Genomic DNA, 26,530 nt, shown 5'->3' with positions numbered 1-26,530 from the left:
CATCACCCTTTCACCGCACCGGCGGCGATGCCGCGCACGAAAAGCTTGCCGGAAATGAAGTAGACGATGAGTGGCACAAGGCCGGTCAGGATGGTGGCGGCCATGTTGACGTTGTACTCCTTCACGCCTTGCACCGAATTGACGATGTTGTTGAGCTGCACCGTCATCGGATAGGTGTCGGGGCGGGTGTAGACGACGCCGAACAGGAAGTCGTTCCAGATGCCGGTCACCTGCAGGATGATGGCGACGACGAAGATCGGCAGCGACATCGGCGCCATGATCCGCAGGAAGATGCCCCAGAAGCCGGCGCCGTCGACCCGTGCCGCCCTGAACAGCTCTTCCGGCATCGAGGCAAAATAGTTGCGGAACAAAAGCGTGAGGATCGGCATGCCGAAGATGGAATGGACGATCACCAGGCCGCTGAGGCTGCCGTAGAGGCCGATCTCGCGCAGGATGATGACGATCGGATAGATCATCACCTGATAAGGGATGAAGGCGCCGACGATCAGGATGACGAAGAATGTGTCGGCGCCCTTGAAGCGCCAGTTGGCCAGCGCATAGCCGTTCACCGAGGCGATCGCGATCGACAGCAGCACTGACGGCACAGTGATGCGCACCGAATTCCAGAAGCCGCGCGAAAGCCCGTCGCAATTGAGGCCGGTGCAGGCCGTCGCCCACGCCTTCACCCACGGTTCGAACGTGATTTCGAGCGGCGGCGAGAAGATATTGCCCATCCGTATCTCGGGCATGCCCTTAAGCGAGGTGACCACCATCACATAGAGCGGCAGCAGATAGTAGACTGCCACCACGATCAGCGTGCCATAGAGGAAGATGTTGCGGCGCGAGAAGACATGCCGCGGCTTCGGCCCGCGCGGCCCCGAGGCTTCGCGCTCGGCGGCACCCGCGCTGGCGGGCAAAGGGACGGCCGGGTCAGCCACGCTTCCTGCCTCCGAATTCAAGGTAGGCCCACGGCACGACGACGATCACCACCGAGAGCAGCATCATGGTCGAGGCGGCAAAGCCCTGGCCAAGATTCTGTGCGAAGAACATGTAGTCATAGACATATTTGGCCGGCACTTCGGAGGCGATTCCGGGGCCGCCGCTGGTCTGGGCGACAACGAGGTCGTAGACCTTGACTATGCCCGACGCGATGATGACCAGCGTGGTGATGAAAACCGGCCGCATCATCGGGATGACGATGAACAGATAGGTCTTCCACATCGGGATCCCGTCTACCCGCGCCGCCTTCCAGATGTCCTCGTCGATGCCGCGCAGGCCGGCCAGCATCAAGCACATGATGAGCCCGGTGCCTTGCCACAGCGCCGCAATCGAAATGCCGTAGATGACGATGCTGGAATTGTAGAGCGGGTCGAAGTTGAAGCTCGTCCAGCCGAGGTCCCGCACCACATGCTGGATGCCGAAATCCGGATTGAGCAGCCACTGCCAGACCAGGCCGGTGACGATGAAGGAAAGCGCGAACGGATAGAGGAAGATGGTGCGGAACGTGTCCTCGAAACGGATCTTCTGGTCGAGAAGCGCTGCAAGCAGGAAGCCGATGACCAGTGAGAACACCAGCGAGATCGCGCCGTAGATCAAAAGGTTCTCGATCGAGATCAGCCAGCGCGGCGTCGCCCACAGCCGGTAATACTGGTCGAGCCCGGCGAAATTTAGCCGTGGCAGCAGCTTCGAATTGGTAAAGGAATAGAACACCGTCCAGACGGTGCCGCCGACGAAAACCACCGACGCGGTGAGGATCATCGGGATCGAAGCGACCTTCGCATTGAGGTTCCGGAACAGCGGGTTGGGGCGTTCGCTCTTGCTCATCTCGTCAGCCGGCTGGGTAAGGGCGGTGCGATCCCGGCCCTGCTTTCGCAAGGCCGGGAGCGAAGTGTATTGCCTCCAACGTCAGTCTGCCGAAGCGATGAGGTCGGCGAAGCGCTTCTGCGCGTCTTCGATGGTCAGGTCCGGCTTGGCGAAGAATTCGGCGAAGAGATCTTCCTTCTGCTTCTGGGTGTCCTGCGAAAGCAGTTGGTCAGTCCACGGAATGACGGCGCCCTTGGCGAGGATGGCCAGACCCTTCTTCATGCAGTCGTTCGCCGCATTGAGATCGACGTCACCGCGCACCGGCAGCGAGCCCTTCTTGAGATTGAAGGCGACCTGAGTCTTAGGGTCGAGCAGCGTCTCTGCCAACACCTCCTGCGCCTTGGACTTGTCGGCATCCTTGAGCAGCGGGAAATAGAAGGCGTCGCCGCCGGTGGCGATAACTTCGTTCAGACCGAGGCCCGGCAGGCAGGCATAGTCCTTGCCGGCGACCTTGCCGGCAACCTGGAACTCGCCTTGCGCCCAGTCACCCATGATCTGGCCGCCGGCCTTGCCGGTGATGACCAGATTGGTCGCCTGGTTCCAGTCCTGCACATTGGTGTTCTTCGCCATCTTGCGGGCATCGTCGGCGGCCTTGAAGACCTTGGCGATCTCGGGCCCAGCGGCGAACTTGGCGTCCTTGTCCTTGTAGACCTTGAGGAATGCATCGGTGCCGCCGACCGCCGCCAGCAGCACGTCGAAGGCGCCGGAAGATTGCCAGGCCTGTCCGCCGACAGCGAGCGGGATGATGCCCGCCTTTTCCAGGGCGGGCGCTGCCGCCACGAATTCATTCCAGTCCTTCGGCAGCGGCACGCCGGCCTTCTCGAACGCTTCGTTCGACAGCCACAACCACTGCCAGGAGTGGATGTTGACCGGCACGCAATAGATCTTGCCGTCGATGGTGCAGCTGTCGAGCAGGCTCTTCGGCCGCACGATTTCCGTCCACTTGCCCTTGGTGGCGACATCGGTGAGGTCGCGCATCAGGCCGGCCTGCACCAGTTCTTCGGCCTGCCGGCCGTGATTGAACTGGGTGGCGCCCATCGGATCGCCGCCGGTGATGCGGCTGATCATGATCGGCCGTGCCGTGCCGCCGGATCCGGCAATGGCGCCGTCGACCCAGTGATTGCCGGTCGCGTCAAAAGCCTTCGCGAATTCCGCAACCGCCGCCGCCTCGCCGCCCGACGTCCACCAATGGGTGACTTCCAGGTCGGTGGCGGCCGCCGGGCCGGCAAGCTGAAGCGCGGCCGTCGCGGCAAGGGCAGCGGTCAAAAGTCTATAGCGCATTTCGGTTCCTCCCAGAATCTGAAACGTTACAGATTTTCGATACGGCAATTATGCGGAGCGTGCAACCCCTGAGATAAACGCGCTCGAATGTTTTTTCGAGGCGCGAACAAATTCGTTGCGTGCAAACCGGCAAACTCCGCGCAAAACCGGGTGCTGCGCTGCAAAATCATGCTGCAGCGCAAGAAAACCGTCTCGAACCTGATTCTCGCGCAACCTTTCTGGCCGCCAAAACCCTGCCAAAACCATGGCTTGAGAGACCACGCGCTGCGATGTTGGAAATCTGTAACGTTTCAGTATAGTGAGGCCTGACGGCGAAGAACCGTGCCACATCGTCATCGAAGCGATTGTCGGCTGGTCCGCCGGCTGCTATGCGCCTGACGGGGCGGGACGAATGGACAGGGACCAGACGGAGAAGGACGACGAGGCGTCGGCGCATGAGCGGCCGACGCTGAAGACGCTTGCCTTCATGACAGGGCTCGGCGTCACCACCGTCTCGCGCGCGCTCAAGGATGCACCCGAGATCGGCGCCGAGACCAGGCGGCGGGTTCAACTCGTCGCCAGGCAGATCGGCTACCGGCCGAACCGCGCCGGCGTGCGCCTGCGGACTGGCAAGACCAATGTTATCAGCCTCGTGCTCAATACCGAGCGCGAGATCATGAGCTTTGTCTCGGACATCATCTACGGCGTCTCGGAGGTCATTGCCGACACACCCTATCACCTGATCGTCACGCCCTACTCGCGCTCGCAGGATCCGCTGGACCCGGTAAAGTATCTGGTCGAGTCCGGCTCGGCCGATGGCGTCATCATCTCACGCACGCAGCCCAACGATCCGCGCGCCCGCTACATGCTGGAGCGTGGCATACCCTTTGCCACGCATGGCCGCACCGATATGGGGCTTGTCCACCCCTATCACGACTTCGACAATTACGCCTTCGCCGCCGAAGCGGTACGCCATCTGGCCAGCGTCGGCCGGCGCCGGCTGGCGCTGGTAGCGCCGCCGGTCGGGCTCACCTATTACGACCACACGGTCAATGGCTTTGCCGACGCACTGAGCGAGGTCGACGCCAGCGAAGTGCCGTTCAACGCTGTTTCGATCGACCAGTCGATCGATCAGATCAGGACGCGGACCGCGCAGTTGATGCGCCGCGACGTCAGGCCGGACGGTTTCGTCAGCAGCGCCGCCGCAGCGACGCTGGCCATCGTCGCCGGCATCGAGGATGCCGGCCTGAAACTCGGCCGCGACGTCGATGTCGTGTCCAAGCAATCGTCGGAACTGCTGCATCTGTTCCGCCGGGAGTTGCTGATCGTCAACGAAGACTTCCGCCTCGCCGGCACCGAGCTTGCCCGCGCCGTGCTGGGCTGGATAGGCGGCGCGGCACCTGGCTCTTTGCAGACAGTGGTCAAGCCAGGCGACGTCGTCGCGTATCAGGGCTGACTGGCACGACCTGAGAGGCCGCCTCACCTGACCCTAGCCGGCAGCGCCGCTGCCCCATGGGCCATGGAAAGCCCCCTGCTCGCCAATGCGCTCGAAGCCATGCGCGCCGAAGAAATCGCGCTGCGCCTGGATCAGGTTCGAGGTGCCGCGGCCCTGGCGGTAGCTGTCGAAATAGGCAAGTGCCGACGCCAGTGCAGGCACCGGCGAGCCTGCTTCCGATGCCTTGGCAACGGTGCGCCTAAGCGACGGATGCGCCTCCTGCATCATGGTGGTGAAAGCCGGCGCCATCAAAAGGTTGGTGGACGCGCCGCCCGAGCCAAAGGCTTCCGCCATGGTGTCGAGCATCTGCGAGCGGATAATACAGCCGGCACGCCAGATCTTGGCGATGGTCGGCATCGGCAAGTTCCAGTTGAACTCCTTCGAGGCGGCGCTCATCACCGCGAAACCTTGTGCATAGGCGGCGATCTTGCCGGCGAGCAGCGCCAGCTCCAGGTCTTTCAGAAGTGCCGCCTTGTCGCCGGAGATCTTGGTGACGCCGATATTGCCATAGGCTTTTTCGGCCGCCTGCCGCTCATCCTTGATCGAGGACAGCACGCGGGCCGCCACCGCCGCCTCGATGGCCGTCGCCGGAATGCCGAGCTGCTGCGCCTCGATGACAGACCATTTGCCGGTGCCCTTCTGGCCGGCACGGTCGAGGATGATGTCGACCACCGGCTTGCCGGTCTTTGCATCGTCGGCGGCCAGCACCTTGGCGGTGATCTCGATCAGATACGAATCGAGCCGGCCCTTGTTCCAGTCCTCGAAGACCTTGCCGATCTCCTTCGGCCCCATGCCGAGACCGTCACGCAGGATGCCGTAGATCTCGGCGATCATCTGCATGTCGGCATATTCGATGCCGTTGTGGATGGTTTTCACGAAATGCCCGGCGCCGTCTGTGCCAAGCCAGGCAGCGCACGGTTCATCCTTGAACTTGGCCGAGATCGCGGTCAGCACGCGTTCGACGCGCTTCCAGGAGTCTTCGGTGCCGCCGACCATGATCGACGGTCCATGGCGCGCGCCTTCCTCGCCGCCGGATACGCCCATGCCGATGAAGGTGAGACCCGAGCCCGACAGTTCCGAAAAGCGCCGCATCGTATCGCGGAAATTGGCGTTGCCGGCATCGATGACGATGTCGTTGGCCGACAGCACGCCGCGCAGCGCTTCGATCTGTTCGTCGACCGGCTTGCCGGCCAGCACCATGATGATGACCGGGCGCGGCGGCTTGATCGCAGCTGCCAGTTCTTCCAGGCTGTAGCAGGGCACCACCATGTCCCTGAGCGAACCGGCGCCTTCGAGGAAGGCATCGGTGCGCGCTTTGGTGCGGTTGAAGACGGCGATGCGGTGCCCGTGCTCGGCAATGTTGAGCGCGAGGTTGGAGCCCATTGTGCCAAGGCCGATCAGGCCTATTTCGGCTTTTTCCATCGTTTCTTCCCTGCTTTCGGATTTTGTTGAGGCCGCGTTTTTCGGGATGCCCATTTTTCGGCGAGATGATTGACGGGCCTTTCGCGCCACGTCAACCGCCTCGCCGAATTGTGTTGCGTCTGCGTTGTGTCAGACCGAGTCAGGAAGGGTCAGTTGGTGACCAGGCGCCGCCTTGCCGATCGAACATATGACGTTAGGTTGAACTTATGGCAGTCAAACGGATGGACAATGTCGGAATCGTCGTCGATGACCTCGACGAGACGATTGCTTTCTTTCGCGAGCTCGGCCTCGAACTGGAAGGGCGGGCGACGATCGAAGGCGAGTGGGCCGGACGTGTCACCGGGCTCGGCGATCAGCACGTCGAGATTGTCATGATGCGCTCACCGGATGGCCATAGCCGGCTCGAGCTCTCCCGCTTCCTCACGCCGACTGTCGTCGCCGATCACCGCAACGCCCCGGTCAACGCCCTGGGCTACCTGCGCGTCATGTTTACCGTGGACGACATCGACGACACGCTGGAAAGGCTCCGCAAGCGTGGCGCGCAGCTGGTCGGTGAAGTCGTCCGTTACCAGGAGGTGTATCGGCTCTGCTACATCCGCGGGCCGGAAGGGCATCTCATCGGGTTAGCCCAGGAACTCGGCTGAGCGAGTTGAGAGCCCGACGCGGCTTTCCGGGAGCCAAGTTGCGCTCAGGCGTCGGGTACTATTCTCTTACCAGGGACGAGGAGTGCAGCTCTCCGCGCGGTATGTAGCCAGGACTGCGTCCATGGCCGTGCTGTATTCGGGAAAGCTTGGAATGAGCCCCAATTCGATGGCCTGGGCGACGCATAAATCGCCGGCAGCGGAGGAATTTGCCTGAAAGAGGCAATTTTTCAACTTTGTCATTGAAGCCGGAGGAGGAGGGTTGATTGAACTATAAATGATCGAGCCTGAACGAATGGATACAACCTTGACATCGTCCTTATTCCATCGAGCAGGGTCAAAGATATAATTGAGATTGCTTTTGCCGTCAGGGTGTTTTGCCGCACCGTAGATGGCAATGACAGTGACATTGGCATCATGCGCATCGCCTTTCATATCCGAATCCGTGGCCGGCATCTTGAGCCCGAGCTCGAGCTCATAGGCAAGCTCCGACAGGGCTTCGCCATCGCCTTCTCGCGCCAAGGGCCAAAGTACCGCCCATTGCTTTTTACATTGCTCTTTGGCGTAGGAATCTCGGGCAAACTTCAGGCGCTCCTCACGGGTCAAACTCGGCTGCGTCAAGCTTTTTTTACCTGTGAGATCGCACCCGCCGACAAGAAAGAAGACCAGAAGACCGCAACATACTTTCGCTATAGACCGAGCTGATACGACGGCTGATCGAATTGTTTTTTGCCACAAAGAGTGCACCGTCAGAGGCATCGCTCGATCCCGAACATATCAATGCACCAGTAAAAGCCAATGAACCGCACAAGGCGACTCGTAGCTTATGCGGAAAACGAAAGCATAGCCATTTGGTATATTAGTCGGCGCGGATATCGATCGGCGCTTCGATCTTTATCACTTCGAAATCCGAAACCAGAATATCGAGCCGCGCCGTCCAGCGGCCTGGAATCGGAATGACGAGATTATCGACCCGCCAGGTGCCGTCGCCTGGCTTGGTCGCCGGACGCTTGATCGGCTCGATCCCGGAATCGGGCTTGGACAGCACCAGCGACACTTCCTTGGCGTCGAGCGGGCCGAAATCGCCATCCATGATGACGATGGAGGCGGTGACCTCCCCGGTATGGCCGGGCGTGATGTCGATGTCGGCCATCGCCTTCATAGTGTGGATATGGGTCGACGTCGGTTGTGCCGCGGCGATTGCCAGGGCCCGTGGCGGCGGCGTGAAGCGCCAGCCGGCGGCAACGCCGAAGATCAGGAGCACGATCAGCATTTCGACTGAGATCGAGCGGCTAAGCCGTCGCCGCACTTCCGTCGCTCCGGCCTCGGCCAAGGCGGTGAGCCGCCATCGATTGACCGCCGCCAGCGTGAACAGAAACACCAGCAGCGCCAGCTTGATCAGCAGCAGCCGGCCATAGGCGGTGTTGACCAGTGCCGCCGGTGTCTGCACCTGGATGATGGCGAGCACCACACCGGCGGCGGCAAGCACTACCACCACGGGCATGATCGCGCGCGAAAACCGCCGCAGGAACGCCCCGGCTTCCACCGATTGGCTGCTCAACGCCAGGCCGAGCGGCAGCAGTGCTCCAGCCCAGAAAGCGATGCCGGCGCCATGCAGGAACACCATAGGCCGCGTCAGCCATTGCGGTTCGGCTGCACTGGCATGGCCGCTGGCGGCAAGGGCTGCACCCACACCGGCCAGCCCGGCGAGCGCCAACGGCCTGGCGCCAGCACGCGATCCGACCAACGACAGCAGGCCAAGCCCGAGCGCCGCCAGCGAAATCAGCACCGTCCAGCCGAAGCTGGTGCCAAGCGCCGTCCGCCAGACCACCGGTTGCGCCAGCCGGGCGAGTGGCGCGCCCAGCGCGTCCAGCCCCTGGAACCCGAGCGACAGGGGTGCTGCGACCAGCCCGCACAGGATGGCGGCAATGACGAAGCGCTGGCCTGAGCGCTGGCCTTGCGCCAGCCATGTCAGCGCGAAGGCGCCGCCAATGCCGAGGAAAAGCCCGATGTAGAGAAGAACCTTGCCGGTCCAGATCGCTGACCGCAAATCTATATCGACAGCTTCCCCCACCGCCGGCGCCGCACTTGGCGCGCCAACGGAAAACAGCACCGAGCCGCCGACCGGATGGCCATCGGCGGAAATCACCCGCCAGCTCAAGACATGGGTGCCCGGCCCGAGCTTTTGTGGATTGCCGATCTCAACCGTTTGGTCGCTCAACCGAAACGAGGTCAAAGCGACAGGCGTACCGTCGGGCCGCACCAAGGTCAGCACCAGCGGCGACACAGGCTCGCTGAAGGTCAGCGAAAATTGCGTCGGCGCTCGCTCCAGAACCGCGCCGTCGGCAGGCTCGGCCTTGATCAGCGCCGCATGGGCAAAGGCCTGGTTTGGCGTGGCAAGGACGGCAAGCAGCAGGATCGCGGCCAGCAGGCCGAAGCACCTGCCGGCTGTCCGTTCTATCCGCTGAAAACAGGCCACGTTCATGCCATCCACCAAAACAGTGGCGCGCCGCTTCGAAGCAGCGCGCCGCCAATGCATCATTTCTTCGGCAGCAGGTTGAGGCCGGGCGCCGGATCTTCCAGCGCATCCTCATCCTGACCAGCCGCCGGAATCTCTATCCAACGCGTGGTGGCCCCATCGCATTCCTGCACCACCGGAAAATAGAGTTTTTGCCCGGCCGGCAGATCGGCGGCCAACGTGCCGCGGAAGACGAACTCGTCATAAAATTCATCCGGCAGGCTGCCGCCGCTCCAGTCGACTTCCTTGACGCCCGAGGTCACCGCCTCGCCATAGAGCTGGTAGGATTTCTCGTACTTGCCTTTCTTGACCTGCAGCGTCCAGCCGGGCTTGGGCATCGGCTTCACCCCGATCACCCCTTCCGGGATCTGCACGCGCACGGCAATCGTCGCCTTGCCTTCGCAGCCATGCGGCACGCGCAGCACGGCCTTGTAGGTCGAACCGACCGGCGCTTCCTGGGTTTCGAGCGTGATATGGCCGAAGGCAGCGCTTGTCCCCAGGACAAGGAATGCAGCGGCCGGCAAAAGATACTTGTTCATGATGGTCCCTCTCGAAAAATCGGTTGGCAAATTGATTGGTCAGTCGTTGTCTTCGAGGGGTGGCGCGCTGCCTATGGCTTGCACGGCAAACTCGACGGTCACGGTTCCGGCCTTCTCGAAAGTCAGCGTGGCGGCAAACATCTGGCCTTCTTTAGGCGGCTGCTTCAAATCCATGAACATCACGTGGTAGGCGCCGGGACCCAGCGTGATCTTGCCGCCCGCCGGAATGTCCAGGGCGCCACTGACCGGGCGCATGGTCATGACGCCATCCTTCACCCCCATTTCATGCAGTTCGGCCTTGCCCGAAATATCGGAGGCAATCGACAGCAGCCGGTCCGGCGCGCTGCCCTTGTTGACGATGGTGAAATAGCCGCCGGCGACCTTGGCGCCGGCTGGCGTGGCACGGGACCAGGGATGCTCGATCTCGATGTCACCGGCCTTGAACTCATGCGCAAGGACGGAATGGGCGCCGGCGAACAACAGTGCAAAGGCAAAGAGGGCGCTGCCGAGACGCTGCTCGATAGTGGTGAAGATAGGGGTGCTGCAGCGCAACGCGCCGGCATGACGAAAACGGGACATGGGTAGCCTCCATGAATATGAAGTCGCACCGTTGTTAGGCTGCGAACGTGTTTATCATTGGATGATTATCGCCCGCGCGGGTTACGCCAAGCGAGCGGCGGTTTTTCAGCCGGCAAGCGGCGGGGCGCGCGGATTGGCCGGAGAGCGCTCACGCGTGACGTCGTGATGCCTGACTGCCGGCGGGAGAAACGCGACTGTTTCAAAAGACAGGCTCACCGGCGCCACGCCGACGCCTACCGGCGGCGCATAGGCGACGGAGGCCATGCTGCAGCCGAGCATGCAGCATGCCGGCATGTGCGGCTGGTGCGGATCCCCGCCGGGAAGCTGGACCGCCCCCTCATGTGTACAGATGACGTTGCCGAAAACGTCGAGTTGCGAGGCATCCGGCGCAATGCCGAAGGCAAACACGCCGAGCGTCGACTGGAGCAGCAGCACACAGGCCGCGACAAAGGCGGCCGTCATGCTCCATCTCTTACGCCGGAAGTCCAAAGACCTGCCTCTTCACGCAGCAACGCTTGGATATCTAGCACGCGGCATGTCGGCGGAAAATCGCCAAATCATCGCTGCGGCAACGCGGCGCGTTCAATCCATGTCGCCAAAAAGTGCGCTGCGGTTTGGGATAACGACATGCATAGGCAAAGATCTTGTGCGCATAACCTCCCTTCGGACGTCGCGCTCAGGAAGCCGGGCGGCCGCCGATTTCCGGAATCGACGTCAACAGCGTGTGGCGTGCCGACTTCAGATGCTTGCGGCAGGCGGCGTCGACCTTGCCGAGATCGCGCGATTTCAGCGCCGCGATGTAGGCGAGATGCTCGCTCACCGCGACTTCGTTGCGCTCGCGCTCTTGCGCCTTGTTCCACTGGTAGTGGTAGTGAAAGATCATGGCGATGACGTCGTAGAAATCGACGATGAAGCGGTTGTGCGACGCCCGGTGGATCAGCCGGTGGAAGCGCTCGTCTAGCTCAGAGAATTCGTTGAAGCGGACGGCGATTTCGCTGGCCAGAAGCCGGTGCTCGTCTTCCAGCCGGTCGAGATCCGCCCAGACCGGACTGTCCCCAGGCAAGGCGGCAAAGGCCGCCGCCGAGCGTATCTCGAACATCTCGCGGATTTCAGTGAGTTCGAGCGCGAAGGCTCGCGTAAATCCTTTCAGCACCCAGTGGCTGTTGCGCCGCTTCTCGATCAGGCCGAATCGGGAGAAGCGGATCAGGAACTCTCGCACGCTGGTGGTGCCGACGCCGATCTCGCGCGCCAGTTCGAGCTCGTTGATCTGCATGCCGGCCTCGGCGCCGCCGGCCAGCAACCTGCGCATAAACGACCGCTCGATGATCTGGGCCAGTGTGTCTGTCTCCTCCTCGGGGAAGAAATCATCCGGCTTCGGCGTCCTGAGCACTGTCTTGCTGCGTTTGTTCCACGCGATCAGCCCGGTCTCTTCCATGCGCGCCAGAATGGTGCGCACGGTGGTACGGCTGACGCCAAGCAAAGTGCCCAGCTCCGGCTCCGACGGCAGGCTCTGCGTCTCATCGAGCAGCCGCAGACCCCTGTTGTAAGCGTCCTTGTAGACGTTGTTGCTCTTCGACATCCCTGCCCCGTTGCGCGCCGGCGCTTGCTGTGGCTGGCTTGAAGCGCGATATCACATATGTCCTGGCGCTCACCCGGCAAAGCAAAACGCTCTGCGTGTCAGACGCCGCTCCCCACAAGCCAAGCGTCCATCGGACGCATGGTCTCCTCCTGAAAAAACAATTGACGCACAAATGTTTTTTCACGATAAAAGACATTATATGTAAACAGACGCGTGTCAATCCGCGCATCCCCAGGAACAGACCCAGGAAACTGCCCGTGAACGCCTCGAACAGCATTCTTCTGTCCCCCGCCGACAATGTCGCGGTCGCCAATGGCCGCATCGAGATCGGCACCCCTCTGCCCGGCGGCGCCGTCGCCACGGCCTTGATCGAGCCCGGCCACAAGGTGGCGATCAAGCCTATCGCCGCCGGCGAGGCGGTGGTCAAGTATGCCCAGGCCATCGGCCGCGCCACCCAGGACATCGCGCCCGGCGACCACGTCCATTCGCACAATCTGGTTTTTGAATCCGGCCGCCTGCCGGTGGTGCCGCCGAGCGAGGCCGAGCACGCCACCGAAGCTGACCGCGCCCGGACATTCATGGGCTATCGTCGCGCCGATGGCCGTGCCGGCACCCGCAACTTCATCGGCATCATCGCCAGCGTCAATTGCTCGGCCACCGTCTGCCACGCCATCGCCGACGAGGCCAACCGCGTGCTGCTGCCGAAATATCCGGGGATCGACGGCTTCGTCCCGATCGTCCATGGCCAGGGCTGCGGCATGAGCGGCACCGGCGACGGCATGATGGTGCTGCACCGCACGCTCGCCGGCTACACCCGCCACCCGAATTTCGGCGGCGCGCTGATGGTCGGCCTCGGCTGCGAGGTCAACCAGCTTACCCTTTACGGCCAGAAGGGTGCGGCGGCGGGAAAACGCCATTTCAACATCCAGGACGCCGGCGGTTCGCGCAAATCGGTCGCAAAGGCGATGGGCGTGCTCGCCGAAATCGCCGAGGAAGTCGGCCAGTATCAGCGCGAGCCGATCCCGGTCTCGGAGATCGTCGTCGGCCTGCAATGCGGCGGTTCCGACGGCATGTCGGGCATCACCGCCAATCCCGCGCTGGGAGCGGCGGTCGACATCCTGGCCGGCGTCGGCGGCATCGGCATCCTGTCGGAGACGACGGAGATCTATGGCGCCGAACATCTGCTCGCCTATCGCGCGGCAACGCCGGAGATCGCCAAGAAGCTCGACGGTTTCGTCAAATGGTGGGAGGACCATGTCGCCAAGCACGGCGCCTCGATCGACAACAACCCCTCGCCCGGCAACAAGCGCGGTGGCCTGACCACCATCCTGGAAAAGTCGCTGGGCGCCGTGGCCAAAGGCGGCCAGACTCCGCTCAACGGCGTCTTCGGTTATGCCGAAAAGGTCACCGGCAGTGGCTTGGTGTTCATGGACACGCCCGGTTACGACCCGGTCTCGGCGACCGGTCAGGTGGCGGGCGGCGCCAACATCATCGTCTTCACCACCGGCCGCGGCTCCTGCTTCGGCTGCCGGCCCACGCCGTCGATCAAGGTCGCCACCAACTCGACCATGTACCACCAGATGGAAGAGGACATGGACGTCAATTGCGGCGTCATCGCTTCGGGTGAGAAGACCATCGCCGGCATGGGCCGGGAACTCTTCGAACTCATCGTCGAGACGGCATCGGGCCGCAAGACCAAGAGCGAGGCGTTCGGCTACGGCGACAACGAGTTCGTGCCGTGGCACCTCGGCGCGACGCTCTAACCACCGACGAAAAAAGCGGGCTGCAAAGACGGCTCACAAGGGGAGGCTGTGGATGGACAAACGCCGCATCGGCACGACTGCGCTCGAGGTAACCGAGATAAGCTTCGGCGGGGCGGCGATCGGCGGGCTCTACCGGGCCTGTCCGCGCGAAGCGGCGATGGAGACGCTGCAGACAGCCTGGGATGCCGGCCTGCGCTATTTCGACACCGCGCCCTTCTATGGCTTCGGCCTGTCGGAACGGCGGACCGGCGATTTCCTGCGCTACAAGCCGCGGGATTCCTATGTGCTGTCGACCAAGGTCGGACGGTTGTTCCGCCCGGTGCCGGAAGACCAGGTTCCCGATCATTCCTATGTCGACCCGCTGCCCTTCGCGCTCGACTACGACTACTCCTATGACGGCATCATGCGCTCGGTCGAGTTCTCCTATGCCCGGCTCGGGCTGAACCGGATAGACATCCTGTTTGTGCACGACATCGGCACCTACACACATGGCGTCGAGAAGACGAAGCTGCACTTTCGCCAGCTGATGGACGGCGGCTTGAAGGCGCTGGAAGAGCTTAAAACGTCCGGCGTGATTTCCGCCTATGGGCTCGGCGTCAACGAGGTGCAGATCTGCCTCGACGTGCTGCGCGAAGCGCCGCTCGACTGCATCCTGCTGGCCAGCCGCTATTCGCTGCTCGACCGCTCGGCTGAAGCCGAGTTGCTGCCGCTGTGTCGTGAGCGACAGACTTCGCTCATCATCGGCGGCGTTTTCAACTCCGGCATCCTGGCGACCGGGCCGGTGCACGGCGCGCATTTCGATTATCTGCCGGCGACGCAGGACATACTCGAGCGTGTCGGCGCGATGGAGAGAATCGCTGATGAGGGCGGATATCCGCTGGCGGCGGCTGCATTGCAGTTTCCGCTGCAGGAGCCTGTCGTGGCCAGCGTGCTGACCGGAACGGCCAAGCCCGCCAACCTCACGCGCAACCTCGACCTGTTCAACGTCCAGGTGCCGCAAGCGGAATTCGCCCGCTACGCTCCCTACACCATCGTGCAGGAGCTCGGCTGACGAAACGCCACGATCACGACCCTCAAGAAGGAATGAATATTCCATATTGACTCGACGTTGGAATTAATATTCCATGATGATCAAGGAGGATCGGGAGCGTCTGGACGTGGCACTGAGGATCGGCAGGGAGGTTTCCCCGCCGAGCCATGCGCAGGCCGATATGAAACACCGCTTGCGTCGGCCGGACCGATGCACTATCAAAAGCGGCAACTGTTTTTTATTGATAAAGTTCTGTTTGGGCCGCGCCTATCCAAATGGAGCTTCCGCAACCTTCACCGGGCGATCTAGGGAGGATTCCTAATGAAATTCGTGACCAGCATTCTCAACCGCCGTTCCCTGGTGGCACTTGCTGCCGCCTCGATGCTTGCAGGCACGCTGCACACGGCGCCGGCTTCGGCGGCGGACGTGACCATTCCGATCATCGTCAAGGACACCACGTCCTTCTACTGGCAGATCGTCCTGGCCGGCGCCCGCAAGGCCGGCAAGGATCTCGGCGTCAACGTACCCGAACTCGGCGCCCAGGCTGAAACCGACGTCAACGGCCAGGTTTCGATCCTCGAGAATGCCGTCGCCGGCAACCCGGCCGCGATCGTCATCGCGCCGACCGAATTCAAGGCGCTCGGCAAGCCGATCGATGAAGCGGCCAGCAAGGTCAAGGTCATCGGCATCGACTCCGGCGCCGACTCCAAGGCGTTCACCTCGTTCCTGACCACCGACAATGTGCAGGGCGGACGCGTCGCCGCTGACGGTCTTGCGGCAGCCATCGGCGAAGCCAATGGCGGCAAGATCGAGGGCGACGTCGCCCTGATCACCAACGCGCCGGGCGCCGGTTCGCTGGAGCAGCGCAAGCAGGGCTTCACCGAGCAGCTGGCCGCGAAATATCCGGGGCTCAAGCTCGTCGCGGACAAATATGCCGACGGCCAGGCAACGACCGGTCTCAACATCGCCACCGACCTGATCACCGCCAACCCGAACCTCAAGGGCATCTTCGCGTCCAACCTGATCATGGCGCAGGGCGTCGGTCAGGCTGTCGCCGAGAACAACCTTGGCGGCAAGCTGGCGCTGGTCGGCTTCGACAGTGACGAGAAGCTGATCAAGTTCCTCAATGACGGCGTCATTTCCGCGCTCGTCGTCCAGGATCCGTACCGGATGGGCTATGACGGCATCAAGACCGCGCTCGCCGCCTCGAAGGGCGAGAAGGTCGAGGCCAATGTCGACACCGGCGCCAACCTGGTGACCAAGGCAAACATGAAAGACCCCAAGATCGACGCCCTGCTCAACCCGAAGCTCTGAGCCCGTCAGGCAAAAATCGTTTCCGGGGCCTCGCGCCCCGGAAACACCGGATACCAGCTTGAATATCCACCGGCTTGGAATCACCTCGGCGATGTGGCTGACTGCATCGCGACGTGCCAACCGTAAGGCCAACCTGGGAGGATTGTCATGACGCCCACGGCGCAGGAACTGCACCCGGCCCCAACGCTAGCGCCCGGCAGGACGATCCTCGAACTGCACGGACTGGAAAAGCGCTATCCCGGCACGCATGCGTTGAAGCCCGTTCACCTTGCCTTCAAGGCAGGTGAGATCCACGCCATCGTCGGCGAGAACGGCGCCGGCAAATCCACCCTGATCAAGCTTCTGACCGGCGTCATGCCGCGCACTTCCGGCGATGTCATCTGGGAGGGCAAGCCGGCAGCGCTGGCAACCCCGCACGAGGCGATGGCGCTCGGCATCAACGCCGTGCATCAGGAGGTCGTGCTCTGCCGCCATCTCACCGTCGCCGCCAACATGTTCCTCGGCGAGGAGAATTCGCGCTTCGGCATCCTGCAGCAGCGCGCCATGGTCAAGGAAGCGCAGAAGATCATCGACGGTCTCGGCTTCGATCTGCCCGCGCATGTCATGCTGGGTGACCTCACCATCGGCCAGCAGCAGCTGATCGCCGCCGCCCGCGCCACCGTGCGCGGCACCAAGTTCCTGATTTTCGACGAGCCGACCGCCTATCTCACCCGCAAGGAAGCTGACCAGCTGTTCACGCTGATCCGCAGGCTCAAGGGCGAAGGCGTCACCATCATCTACATCAGCCATCGCATGGAAGAGGTGTTCGAACTCGCCGATCGCGTCTCGGTGCTGCGCGACGGCACGCTGGTCGGCACCCGCAACATTGCCGAGACCAATGACGCCGAGCTGGTCAAGATGATGATCAACCGCTCGATCGAGCAAGTCTACCACAAGGAGCATTTCACCCCCGGTGCCGTGATCGTTGAAGCGAAAAACCTGTCGGGCAAGGGTTTCGAAGACGTCTCGATGACGGTGCGCGCCGGCGAGATCGTCGGGCTCTATGGCCTGATCGGCGCCGGCCGCAGCGAGTTTGTCACCACGCTTTATGGCCGCCACAAGAAGTCGGCCGGCCAGATCCGCTGGCAAGGCAAACCGGTGCTGATCAATTCCGAGCACGACGCGATCAAGCTCGGCATGGCGCTGGCGCCGGAAAGCCGCCGCGACCAGGGCCTGTGCCTGAACCTGCCGGTCGGCCTCAACCTCAACCTGCCGATCTACAAGCGCATCTCCAACAACGTGCTGATTTCGAACACGAAGGAAAGGGCTGAAGCCGATCGCCAGATCGCCGGCCTCCGCATCAAGACGCCGACACGCGGCGCACTGGCCTCCAGCCTGTCCGGCGGCAACCAGCAGAAGATCGTCATCGGCAAATGGCTGGCGCACGGCGCCAAGCTGTTCATCTTCGATGAGCCGACCGTCGGCGTCGATGTCGGCACCAAGGCCGAGATTTACCGCCTGTTCGGGGAACTGTTGTCCAAGGGCGCCGGCATCATCCTGATCTCGTCCTATCTGCCCGAGGTTTATGAACTCGCCGATACGCTGCACGTGTTCCGGCGCGGCAAACTGGTCGCCAGCCATGGCTTTCGCGCCGCCAGCCACGAAGACGTGCTGACACAGGCGATCGGCTGACAAAACAAGAAACGGGAGGAACCATGAGCATCGAAACCATCGCGATCGAAAAACCGAAACGGAACTACAACGTCCTGTTTGGGCTGACGCTTCTGGCGTTGCTGGTTCTGCTCTGGATCGTGCTGTCGGTGGCGACGCCGAGCTTCGCCTCCTCCAACAACATCGCCAATCTTTTGCGGCAGGGCTCGATGATCGCCATCATGGCGGTCGGCCAGACCTTCGTCATCATCACCGGCGGCATCGACCTCTCGGTCGGCGCCGTGGTCGGCTTCGCCACCGTCATTGTCGCCATGATGATCAATGCCGGCTTCCCGATCTGGGTCGCCATTCTGGTGACGCTGCTGGTCGGCGTTGCCATCGGCCTGTTCCATGGCTTCGGCATCGTCAAGATGGGCCTGCCGCCCTTCATCATCACGCTGGCGACGCTGACCTCGTTGCGCGGCATCGGCCTGTTGATGACCAACGGCAACTCGATCAACATCAACAGCGACAGCTTCACCGCGTTCTCGCGCAGTTCCTTTGTCGGCATCCCCAATCTGTTCTGGATGGTGATCCTGGTCGGCATCCCGGCCTACATCTTCCTGCACCACAGCCGCTGGGGCCGCTATCTCTTCTCTGTGGGATCCAATGCCGAGGCCTCGCGCCTCTCGGGCGTCAATGTCCAGCGCACCATCTACATGGCCTACACGCTGTCGGGCCTATGCGCGGCCTTCGTCGGCGTGCTGCTGGCGGCGCGCATCGGCATCGGCAACCCGACCCAGGCCGAAGGTTGGGAGTTGCAGGCGATCGCCTCATCGGTGATCGGCGGCACTTCGCTATTCGGCGCCGTCGGCTCGGTGCATGGCCCGCTGCTCGGCGCCTTCATCCTGGCCACCATCAACAACGGTGCCAATCTGCTCAACGTCAACTCGTTCTGGCAGCGCATCATCACCGGCGCGTTGATCATCATCATCGTCTATTTCGACGGGCTGCGCCGTCGCGGCAAGTAATCCTCCCTGACCTTCCGTGTCGGTCCGCTCAACAACGGACCGGCGCCTTTTTGAACACTGGAATTGCCGAATGAAAGCTGTTGTCTGCCGCTCGCCCGGCGAGCTTGTCCTGGAAGACCGGCCGGCGCCAGGAGCGCCGCCTGCCGGCTGGGCGCTGGTCGCCGTCAGCCATGTCGGCATCTGCGGCACCGACTACCACATCTTCGAAGGCAAGCACCCGTTCCTTGCCTATCCCCGCATCATGGGCCATGAAGTGTCGGGCACCGTCGTCGAGATCGGCGAAGATGTCGACCTTGCCGTGGGCGAGCCCGTCATCATCAATCCCTATCTCGCTTGCGGAAAATGCATCGCCTGCCGGCACGGCAAGCCGAATTGCTGCGTCAGGATCGAAGTGCTTGGCGTACATCGCGACGGCGCCATGGCCGAGCAGATCCTGGTGCCGGCACGGAATCTTTATCCGGCAAACGGCTTATCGCTGGCCGATGCGGCGGCCGTGGAATTCCTCGCCATCGGCGCGCATGCCGTGCGGCGTGCCCGCGCCGAACCAGGCGCCCGCACGTTGGTCATCGGCGCCGGGCCGATCGGCCTTGGCGCAGCGCTGTTTGCCCGCATCGCCGGGCTCGATGTCAGCCTGCTCGACATGAGCACGGAGCGGCTGGATTTTGCAAAAGGCGAACTCGGCTTGGCCACGCTCGACGGTTCACAAAAAGCGGCAGCCGAACTGGTGCGCGAGGCAACCGGCGGCGAAGGGTTCGACGTCGTCTTCGACGCCACCGGCAACACCGCCTCGGTGCAGTCGGCCTTCGCCCATGTCGCGCATGGCGGCACGCTCGTGCTGGTCAGCGTCGTCAAGGATGACATCGTCTTTTCCGATCCGGAATTCCACAAGCGCGAAATGACATTGATCGGCAGCCGCAACGCGCTGAAAGTCGATTTCGACCACGTCGCCGCCTCGATACGCAACGGCGCCGTGCCTCTGGCAAAACTCGTCACCCACCGCACCACGCTGGCCGGCACGCCGGACGATCTCGCCCGCTGGGCGCATGAGAAATCGGGGTTGATCAAGGCTGTGATCGAGGTGGGGTAAGACATCCGAAAAAATCTGGTGGAGCGAAAGTGCCGAGTTAAGGCAGATCGCATACCGCGGCGATTTGCGAAAAGGACAGTCGCTTCCTCATCCATGGGCGGAGCAAGGAGCGAAGCGACGCGGCGCAGACTCGAGGATTCATTCGGTGACGTCTGCGCTAGAATCCAGCGGTGCAAAAAGAGGCGTCCATTCGCATCTCCTACCTGCACCGCTGCGGCGCGCGACAGTCGCGGCATGGGTCCTCGAGTCTCCGCGTCCGCTGCGCCCGTGGATGAGGGAAGTGAGCGGCTAAGCCGCCCGCTTCCACCCATCCCTGATATGCCTGTATCCCTCGCGATAAACTGCCTCCGGCGTCTCGGAAAAATCCCGCCACACCTTGGTCGCCGCCGCCAGATCCTTCAGCGACCTGCCAAACGCCTCGATCGTCAGCCAGTCGTCATAGCCGCTCTTGCGGATGGCCGCGAAAGTCTCTTTCCACGGAATGTTCCCGCGTCCCGGCACGCCGCGATCGTTCTCCGAAATGTGGATGTGCACGACATTCCTGCGGTGCTTCGTATAGGCGCCGATCGGGTCGGCTTCCTCGATATTGGCGTGGAAGGTGTCGTACATCGCCTTGATGTGCGGCCGGTCGATGGCATCGACGTGCTCGGACAGATCGGCCATCGTGTTCAGCAGATAGCACTCGAAACGGTTGAGCGCCTCCAACCCGATGGTAACGTTCCGCTTGCCGGCATGATCGCCAATGGCGCGCTGCGAGGCGATCGAGCGCTTCTTCTCGGCAGCGGTCGGCCCGCTGCCGGAGAAGGCGCCGAGCGTCGAATGCAGCGGCCCGCTCAGCGTACTCGCGCCGAGCGCCTGGGCGCAATCGATCGCCCATTTCATGTAGCCGATGCCGGCCTTGCGGGTCGCGGCATCCGGCGAAATCAGATTCATCGCCGGGTCGCCCATCGCCGTAACAGCCGTGCGCTCCAACCCGATGCGGTCGAGCAAATCGCCAAGCTTCTTGTAGTCCTCTGGCGTGCCTGAGAAGATCGGTATCTCGACGCCGTCGAAGCCGGTCGCCTTGATGTCGCGCAGCAACGGCTCGTGTTTCTTAGACACGGAAGTCGTCCACAAAAACATGCACATGCCGATTTTCATCGACAGCCCCTCCCCATTTGACGGCGCGCGCTGGTTTCTTTCGCACCTCGCACCATGCGCCCTCATTCGGCCGCTTCGCGGCCACCTTCTCCCCGAAGGGAGAAGAGACTTGGCGCCGCGTTCCCTAAAGTTTCGTCCACGCCCCGTTCTTCTTCGATGACTTCACGCAGGCCTCGATGAACGCCATACCTTCGACGCCGTCCTGGATGGTCGGGAACACCACGTCCTTGCCCGGTCTGCCGCCCTTCTTGCGTGCCGCGCGGATCGCCCGCGCCGCCTCCTGGTAGATGTTGGCGAAGCCTTCGAGATAGCCTTCCGGATGGCCAGACGGAACGCGGCTGACGCGTCCCGCAACTGGCAGCGCGCCGGCGCCGTTGCGGGTGAGCAGCTGCTTGGGCTGGCCGAACGGCGTGTACCAGAGATAGTTCGGATCGGCCTGAACCCATTCCAGCCCGCCTTTCGAGCCATAGATGCGCAGCTTCAGCCCGTTCTCGTGGCCGGGCGCCACCTGGCTTGCCCAGATCATGCCCTTGGCCGGATGCACCTTGCCGACCGGCTTGAAGCGCAGCATGACATTGACATTGTCGTCGAGCAGTCGCCCCGGCACGAAAGCGTCGAGATCGGCCGACAGGGAATCGAGCTCCAGACCCGAGACGAAGCGCGCCAGATTGTAGGCATGCGTGCCGATGTCGCCGAGCGCGCCGCCCGCGCCCGCCTGCTTGGGGTCGGAGCGCCACGCCGCCTGCTTCTGGCCGGTGGCGGCAAGATCCTCGGTCAGCCAGTCCTGCGGGTACTCGGACTGAACGATGCGGATGTCGCCAAGCTGCCCCTTGGCCACCATCTCGCGCGCCTGCCGGATCATCGGATAGGCAGTGTAATTGTGCGTCAGCACGAACACCTTGCCGGTCTTTTCAACCACGGCCGCGAGCTTCTTGGCCTCGGCCAAAGTCGTCGCCAGCGGCTTGTCGCAGATGACGTGGATGCCCGCCTCGAGGAAGACCTTGGCCGCCGGCACGTGCACATTGTTGGGGGTGACGATCGCCACCGCCTCGATGCCGTCCGGGCGCTTGGCCTCGGCCTTGGCCATCTCGGCATAGGAGGCGTAGCTGCGCGCCGGGTCGAGACCGAGTTCGGCGGCGGAAGCCTTGGCGCGCTCGGGATTGGCCGACAGGGCGCCGGCCACCAGCACGAAGTCATTGTCCATGCGCGCCGCGATCCGGTGCACCGCGCCGATGAAGGCGCCTTGGCCGCCGCCGACCATACCATAGCGGATCGGGCCGCGCCCCGCTTCCGACTTCGATGCGCCGACCATGTCTTTCTCCTGCTTGTGTCAAATACCCATCATGGCGCGCAGCATCTTCTTGTCGGTGGTGCCGCCGGCGAAATCATCAAAGGCCTTTTCCGTCACCCGGATAATGTGGTGCTGGATGAAGGGCGCGCCTTCGGCCGCGCCGTCCTCCGGATGCTTGAGGCAACACTCCCACTCCAGCACCGCCCAGGAATCGTAGCCATACTGGGTAAGCTTGGAGAAGATGCCGCCGAAATCGACCTGCCCGTCGCCAAGCGAGCGGAATCGCCCCGCGCGATTGGTCCAGCTCTGATAGCCGGAATAGACGCCTTGCCGCCCCGTCGGATTGAACTCGGCATCCTTGGCATGGAAGGCCTTGATCCGCTCGTGATAGATGTCGATGAATTCGAGATAGTCGAGCTGCTGCAAAAGGAAATGCGACGGGTCGTAGTTGATGTTGCAGCGCTTGTGACCGCCAACCGCATCTAGGAACATCTCGAAGGTTGCGCCGTCGAAGATGTCCTCGCCAGGATGGATCTCGTAGCCGACATCGACGCCGTTTTCGTCATAGACGTCCAGGATCGGCTTCCAGCGTGTGCCGAGCTCGGCGAAGGCCTCCTCGATCAGCCCGGCCGGCCGCTGTGGCCAGGGATAGAGGTACGGGAAAGCTAGGGCGCCGGAAAACGTCACCGAGGCTTTCAGGCCAAGATTCTTCGAGGCCTTGGCGCCGAACTCCATCTGTTCGACCGCCCATTTCTGCCTGGCCTTGGGGTTGTTGTGCACCGCAGGCGGTGCAAAGCCGTCGAACTGGGCATCATAGGCCGGGTGCACCGCCACCAGCTGCCCTTGAAGATGCGTCGACAGTTCGGTGATCTCGACGCCGGCATCCGCGCAGATGCCTTTCACCTCGTCGCAATAGGTCTTGGAAGATGCCGCCTTCTTGAGGTCGAACAGGCGTGCATCCCAGGTCGGGATCTGCACGCCCTTGTAACCGAGACCGGCCGCCCATTTGGTGATCGAGGCCAGCGAATTGAACGGCGCGGTATCCCCCGCGAACTGCGCCAGAAACAGCCCCGGACCCTTCATTGTCGACGGCATCGGCATCCTCCCAATTCATTTTTCCAAGGACCAAGCATAGCGTCTGATGAAAGCAGGGCCAGCCTCTTTGGTCTCTCGTGATGTGCATTCTCGTATCGGCATTCTGGTATTACCAAATACCGAAAATGGGTCAAGCCATTTGACTCACGCGCAAAGCTGCCAGGGCATTCCATTTTTGGCGATATATACCAGCATAATCAATACGGTACACAGATGTCGATATCGCATGGCGGCGGTTCTTGCCGCGCGACAAAAATTGCTGTAGACCTCCATTAGGGCCCAATTGGTCGAACCAGTTGCGCAAAAACGCTGGAGCGCCTTGGGGAGGAAACACGCGACGCGCCTTGTGGGGCGCGTCGCAGGCGAACTGGCACAGACGAATTCTGGGAAGGATAGACCATGCATCTTTCGACGCACAACTGGATGCGCGCGGAACCGTTGGAGGTGACGCTGAAGCGCATCAAGAAATTCGGCTACGAGTCGATCGAGATTTCCGGCGAGCCCGAGCAATACAAGACCAAGGAGACCCGCGCGCTGCTGAAAGAATACGGCATCCGCTGCTGGGGGTCGGTGACGCTGATGCTGGGCGAACGCAACCTTGCCGCCAGGGACCAGGGCCAGCGCGAACGCTCGGTGCAGTACGTCAAGGACGTGCTGACCATGGTCAGCGAACTTGATGGCGAGATCATAACGCTGGTGCCCGCGACCGTCGGCAAAGTGGTGCCGGACGGCACCGAGGAAGAGGAATGGAAGTGGGTGGTCGACGCCACCCGCGAATGCTTCACCCATGCCAAGAAGGTCGGCGTCAAGATCGCGGTCGAGCCGCTCAACCGCTTCGAGACCTATCTGTTCAACCGCGGCGCGCAGGCGTTGGCCCTGGCCGATGCGGTCAGCCCCGAATGCGGCGTCTGCCTCGACGCCTATCACATCCATATGGAAGAATTTAACGTCCATGACGCGATCCGTCAGGTCGGCAAACGGCTGTTCGACTTCCACGTCGCCGACAACAACCGCTTTGCCGCCGGCCTTGGCCAGATCGATTGGCCACGGATCGTGCAGACGCTGAAGGAAGTCGGCTATGACGGCGCGCTGACCAACGAATTCGTCGCGCCCGTCGACCGCACACCCGCCGCGCCCTATCCCGACATGGTCGACCGGAATCCGGTCGACATTTCTCCCGAACAGCTGAAGTTCATCCAGGATCACGGCTCCAGCGTGCTGACGGAGAAATTCTACACCGACCAGATGCGCATCACGGCCGAAACGCTGCTGCCGCTGATCAAGTAGCCGATCGGGATGCGCATCAAAACGGTCCAGGCGTGGTGGGTCCGCGTGCCGATTGAGGCCGCGAAGCAGCATCGCAGCGACTTTGGCCAGGTGACGACGTTCGACGCCGCCATCCTGCGCATTGAGACTGACGACGGGCTGATCGGCTGGGGCGAGGGCAAGAACGCCGCCGGCAGCGCCGGCAGCTATGGTGCGCTGGTCTACATGCTGAATCACGAGGTCGGGCCGCAGCTGATCGGCCGCGACCCCGCCGACATCGGCATGATCTGGGAGATGCTCTACAACGGCGTGCGCCATGACAGTGCCGCGCGCGCCGGCCATGCCATGCCGCAGCTGGCGCGGCGCGGCATGAGCATTGCGGCAATCAGCGCCGTCGATATCGCGCTCTGGGATATTCTGGGGAAGTCGTTGGGACAGCCGGTGTGGCGGCTCATCGGCGGCCGCAAGCTCGACCGCATGCCGGCCTACGCCTCCGGCGGCTGGGCTGCCGCCGAGGCTATCGGCGAGCAGCTCAAATCCTACATCGCCAAAGGCGGCTTCAGGGCGCTGAAGATGCGCGTCGGCGCCATGGACGGCGCCCCGCACATTTCCGCCGCCCGCGTCCGCGCCGCACGGCAGGCGCTCGGTCCTGACGTCGAGTTGATGGTCGACGCGCACGGCACCTATACGGTGGCCGAGGCCAAGCGCTTCATCAGCCTGGCCAGCGATCTCGACCTCGCCTGGTTCGAGGAGCCTGTTATCGCCGACGACAAGGCTGGTATGGCCGAGGTGCGCGCCTCGGGCTCGATCCCGATCGCCACCGGCGAAAGCGAAGCGACGCGCTACGCTTTCCGCGATCTCGCGGTGCTGAAATCCGCCGACATCTTCCAGCCGGATCCGGCCTTTTGCGGCGGTATCAGCGAGGCGATGAAGATCGGCACCATCGCCAGTGCCTTCAATCTGCGCTTTGCCCCGCATCTGTGGGCCGGCGCGCCATGCTTCTTCGCCGGCCTGCATGTTTGTGCGGCCTCGCCTGCCAGTTTTACCGTCGAATATTCGCTCGGCGCCAACCCCATGATCCACGATCTTATCGAAGAGACTGTCGAAGCAAGGGACGGTATGATAGCGATCCCTGAAAAGCCGGGTCTGGGATTCACCATTTCGGAGCGGTTCCTGGAGGCGCACGCGCAACGCGGTTGACGATGAAAGAAAAGAACCTTCTCGCCGAACTCGCCGCCTATCTGTTCGCCCATTCGGACAAGGAGAGCGGCCGCACGCCCTCGGAGCGCGAGCTGGCGGAGCATTTCGGTGTCAGCCGCGGCCAGATCCGCGAGGCGCTGGCCATTCTGGAGGCCATGCGCATCGTCGAGCGCCGCGCCAAATCCGGCATCTATGTCGACACCAGGCAGGCCAGTGTAGAAGCCTTGGCTCTTTTCGCCCGCGCGGGCCTGCCGCTCGATCCGGTGCAGATCTACGAGACCGTCGAACTGCGCAAGATCCACGAGATCAAGGCCGCCGAACTTGCCTGTTCGCGTGCCACCGAAGAGAATTTCGAACGCCTGCGGGAGATCCTGAAAGCCTCGGAGGAGTGCATCGCCGCCGGCGAAGGCCTCGCCAAGGAAGACCGCGAATTCCACCTCGAAATCGTGCGGGCGACCAAGAACGGCGTCTTCCACAATATCTGCAGCGTCTATTACCTGATGGGCGAGCAGCGGCTGCCGATCTACTTCAACGATCCCGAGCGCTCAGTGCGCTCGCATGCCGAGCATATCCAGATCTACGAGGCGCTGCTGCGTCGCGACGGCAATCTCGCCCAGGCGCTGATGAGCGCCCACCTGCAAGGCGCGGAAAGCTACTGGAAGGGGATCATCGAGGGCCGCGAGGCGCAAGCGCAAAGCCTGGCATTTGAGAAAGCCTAGAGCAATTCCAGGAAAAGTGTGAAACGGTTTTCCCGGGAAAGCGCGCAGCGCTTTCGCTTGCGACAAACA

Annotated in this window: 24 protein-coding genes; 11 read left to right on the top strand and 13 right to left on the bottom strand. The window is 62.6% G+C overall.

The window, feature by feature from the left end; all coding sequences use genetic code 11:
* Window positions 1–2: 2 nt before the first annotated feature.
* From ACYG9Y_RS00430 to ACYG9Y_RS00420, 3 genes are all read right to left on the bottom strand, one after another.
* A complete protein-coding gene (locus ACYG9Y_RS00430) occupies window positions 3–938 on the bottom strand; it encodes a carbohydrate ABC transporter permease (protein WP_023669802.1) in 936 nt (311 codons plus the stop codon).
* Entirely contained in the window at window positions 931–1,824 is an 894-nt protein-coding gene (locus ACYG9Y_RS00425; protein WP_023669803.1) for a carbohydrate ABC transporter permease, read from the bottom strand. Before ACYG9Y_RS00425 ends, ACYG9Y_RS00430 begins: the two co-directional genes overlap by 8 nt.
* A gap of 81 nt (window positions 1,825–1,905) precedes the next feature.
* Window positions 1,906–3,144: an ABC transporter substrate-binding protein gene (locus tag ACYG9Y_RS00420; RefSeq protein WP_023683028.1), complete on the bottom strand. Its 1,239-nt coding sequence runs from the start codon at window positions 3,142–3,144 to the stop codon at window positions 1,906–1,908.
* A gap of 391 nt (window positions 3,145–3,535) precedes the next feature.
* Between ACYG9Y_RS00420 and ACYG9Y_RS00415 the strand changes: the two genes are divergently transcribed.
* Entirely contained in the window at window positions 3,536–4,579 is a 1,044-nt protein-coding gene (locus ACYG9Y_RS00415) for a LacI family transcriptional regulator (protein WP_023683027.1), read from the top strand.
* A gap of 33 nt (window positions 4,580–4,612) precedes the next feature.
* Here the strand turns inward: ACYG9Y_RS00415 and gndA are convergent, their stop codons facing one another.
* Complete coding sequence (gndA, locus tag ACYG9Y_RS00410; protein ID WP_023737520.1) at window positions 4,613–6,040, bottom strand: NADP-dependent phosphogluconate dehydrogenase; 1,428 nt, start codon at window positions 6,038–6,040, stop codon at window positions 4,613–4,615.
* Window positions 6,041–6,246: 206 nt separating this feature from the next.
* On the opposite strand from gndA, the gene ACYG9Y_RS00405 reads away from it, so the two are divergent.
* Window positions 6,247–6,684 carry a VOC family protein gene (locus ACYG9Y_RS00405; RefSeq protein WP_023683025.1) on the top strand — a complete coding sequence of 146 codons (438 nt, stop codon included), beginning with the start codon at window positions 6,247–6,249 and terminating at the stop codon, window positions 6,682–6,684.
* Between the two features lie 66 nt (window positions 6,685–6,750).
* On the opposite strand, the gene ACYG9Y_RS00400 is transcribed toward ACYG9Y_RS00405, so the two are convergent.
* The 6 genes from ACYG9Y_RS00400 to ACYG9Y_RS00375 all read right to left on the bottom strand — a co-directional run bounded on the left by ACYG9Y_RS00400 (window position 6,751) and on the right by ACYG9Y_RS00375 (window position 11,896).
* Complete coding sequence (locus ACYG9Y_RS00400) at window positions 6,751–7,440, bottom strand: hypothetical protein (protein WP_155923308.1); 690 nt, start codon at window positions 7,438–7,440, stop codon at window positions 6,751–6,753.
* A gap of 100 nt (window positions 7,441–7,540) precedes the next feature.
* On the bottom strand, window positions 7,541–9,166 hold the full coding sequence (locus ACYG9Y_RS00395) for a copper resistance CopC/CopD family protein (RefSeq protein WP_023714137.1): 1,626 nt from the start codon (window positions 9,164–9,166) through the stop codon (window positions 7,541–7,543).
* 53 nt (window positions 9,167–9,219) lie between these two features.
* Window positions 9,220–9,738, bottom strand: a complete 519-nt coding sequence (locus ACYG9Y_RS00390) for a YcnI family copper-binding membrane protein (RefSeq protein ID WP_023683022.1) — start codon at window positions 9,736–9,738, stop codon at window positions 9,220–9,222.
* Between the two features lie 39 nt (window positions 9,739–9,777).
* Entirely contained in the window at window positions 9,778–10,317 is a 540-nt protein-coding gene (locus tag ACYG9Y_RS00385) for a copper chaperone PCu(A)C (RefSeq protein ID WP_023737519.1), read from the bottom strand.
* Window positions 10,318–10,422: 105 nt separating this feature from the next.
* Window positions 10,423–10,779, bottom strand: a complete 357-nt coding sequence (locus ACYG9Y_RS00380) for a DUF2946 family protein (RefSeq protein ID WP_023737518.1) — start codon at window positions 10,777–10,779, stop codon at window positions 10,423–10,425.
* A 214-nt stretch (window positions 10,780–10,993) separates the two neighbouring features.
* On the bottom strand, window positions 10,994–11,896 hold the full coding sequence (locus ACYG9Y_RS00375; RefSeq protein ID WP_023683019.1) for a GntR family transcriptional regulator: 903 nt from the start codon (window positions 11,894–11,896) through the stop codon (window positions 10,994–10,996).
* Window positions 11,897–12,153: 257 nt separating this feature from the next.
* Between ACYG9Y_RS00375 and ACYG9Y_RS00370 the strand changes: the two genes are divergently transcribed.
* From ACYG9Y_RS00370 to ACYG9Y_RS00345, 6 genes are all read left to right on the top strand, one after another.
* Entirely contained in the window at window positions 12,154–13,659 is a 1,506-nt protein-coding gene (locus ACYG9Y_RS00370) for a UxaA family hydrolase (protein ID WP_023728563.1), read from the top strand.
* Window positions 13,660–13,711: 52 nt separating this feature from the next.
* Window positions 13,712–14,710 (top strand): aldo/keto reductase, encoded by a 999-nt coding sequence (locus tag ACYG9Y_RS00365; RefSeq protein ID WP_023737517.1) that lies wholly within the window; start codon window positions 13,712–13,714, stop codon window positions 14,708–14,710.
* A gap of 300 nt (window positions 14,711–15,010) precedes the next feature.
* A complete protein-coding gene (locus ACYG9Y_RS00360; protein WP_023728566.1) occupies window positions 15,011–16,003 on the top strand; it encodes an ABC transporter substrate-binding protein in 993 nt (330 codons plus the stop codon).
* A 147-nt stretch (window positions 16,004–16,150) separates the two neighbouring features.
* Window positions 16,151–17,674, top strand: coding sequence for a sugar ABC transporter ATP-binding protein (locus ACYG9Y_RS00355; protein WP_031253184.1), 1,524 nt, complete (start codon window positions 16,151–16,153; stop codon window positions 17,672–17,674).
* Window positions 17,675–17,697: 23 nt separating this feature from the next.
* Window positions 17,698–18,663, top strand: a complete 966-nt coding sequence (locus ACYG9Y_RS00350; RefSeq protein WP_023692012.1) for an ABC transporter permease — start codon at window positions 17,698–17,700, stop codon at window positions 18,661–18,663.
* Between the two features lie 70 nt (window positions 18,664–18,733).
* Entirely contained in the window at window positions 18,734–19,750 is a 1,017-nt protein-coding gene (locus ACYG9Y_RS00345; RefSeq protein WP_023737514.1) for a zinc-binding alcohol dehydrogenase family protein, read from the top strand.
* Window positions 19,751–20,038: 288 nt separating this feature from the next.
* On the opposite strand, the gene ACYG9Y_RS00340 is transcribed toward ACYG9Y_RS00345, so the two are convergent.
* From ACYG9Y_RS00340 to ACYG9Y_RS00330, 3 genes are all read right to left on the bottom strand, one after another.
* Entirely contained in the window at window positions 20,039–20,890 is an 852-nt protein-coding gene (locus ACYG9Y_RS00340; RefSeq protein WP_023737513.1) for a sugar phosphate isomerase/epimerase family protein, read from the bottom strand.
* Window positions 20,891–21,014: 124 nt separating this feature from the next.
* Window positions 21,015–22,202 carry a Gfo/Idh/MocA family protein gene (locus ACYG9Y_RS00335; protein WP_023737512.1) on the bottom strand — a complete coding sequence of 396 codons (1,188 nt, stop codon included), beginning with the start codon at window positions 22,200–22,202 and terminating at the stop codon, window positions 21,015–21,017.
* An 18-nt stretch (window positions 22,203–22,220) separates the two neighbouring features.
* A complete protein-coding gene (locus tag ACYG9Y_RS00330; RefSeq protein WP_023726430.1) occupies window positions 22,221–23,276 on the bottom strand; it encodes a sugar phosphate isomerase/epimerase family protein in 1,056 nt (351 codons plus the stop codon).
* 399 nt (window positions 23,277–23,675) lie between these two features.
* Here ACYG9Y_RS00330 and ACYG9Y_RS00325 point away from each other — a divergent pair, with 399 nt between their 5' ends.
* From ACYG9Y_RS00325 to ACYG9Y_RS00315, 3 genes are read left to right on the top strand one after another with little or no spacing between them, the layout of a single operon-like run.
* Window positions 23,676–24,563 carry a sugar phosphate isomerase/epimerase family protein gene (locus tag ACYG9Y_RS00325; RefSeq protein WP_023669836.1) on the top strand — a complete coding sequence of 296 codons (888 nt, stop codon included), beginning with the start codon at window positions 23,676–23,678 and terminating at the stop codon, window positions 24,561–24,563.
* A gap of 9 nt (window positions 24,564–24,572) precedes the next feature.
* On the top strand, window positions 24,573–25,742 hold the full coding sequence (locus tag ACYG9Y_RS00320) for a mandelate racemase/muconate lactonizing enzyme family protein (protein WP_023700157.1): 1,170 nt from the start codon (window positions 24,573–24,575) through the stop codon (window positions 25,740–25,742).
* Window positions 25,743–25,744: 2 nt separating this feature from the next.
* Window positions 25,745–26,461, top strand: a complete 717-nt coding sequence (locus ACYG9Y_RS00315; RefSeq protein ID WP_023683008.1) for a FadR/GntR family transcriptional regulator — start codon at window positions 25,745–25,747, stop codon at window positions 26,459–26,461.
* Window positions 26,462–26,530: the final 69 nt, after the last annotated feature.

It is taken from the genome of Mesorhizobium sp. W050 (assembly GCF_054719535.1).
The sequence above is the reverse complement of the archived record's forward strand: the minus strand, read 5'-3'. Positions and strand labels throughout refer to the sequence as shown.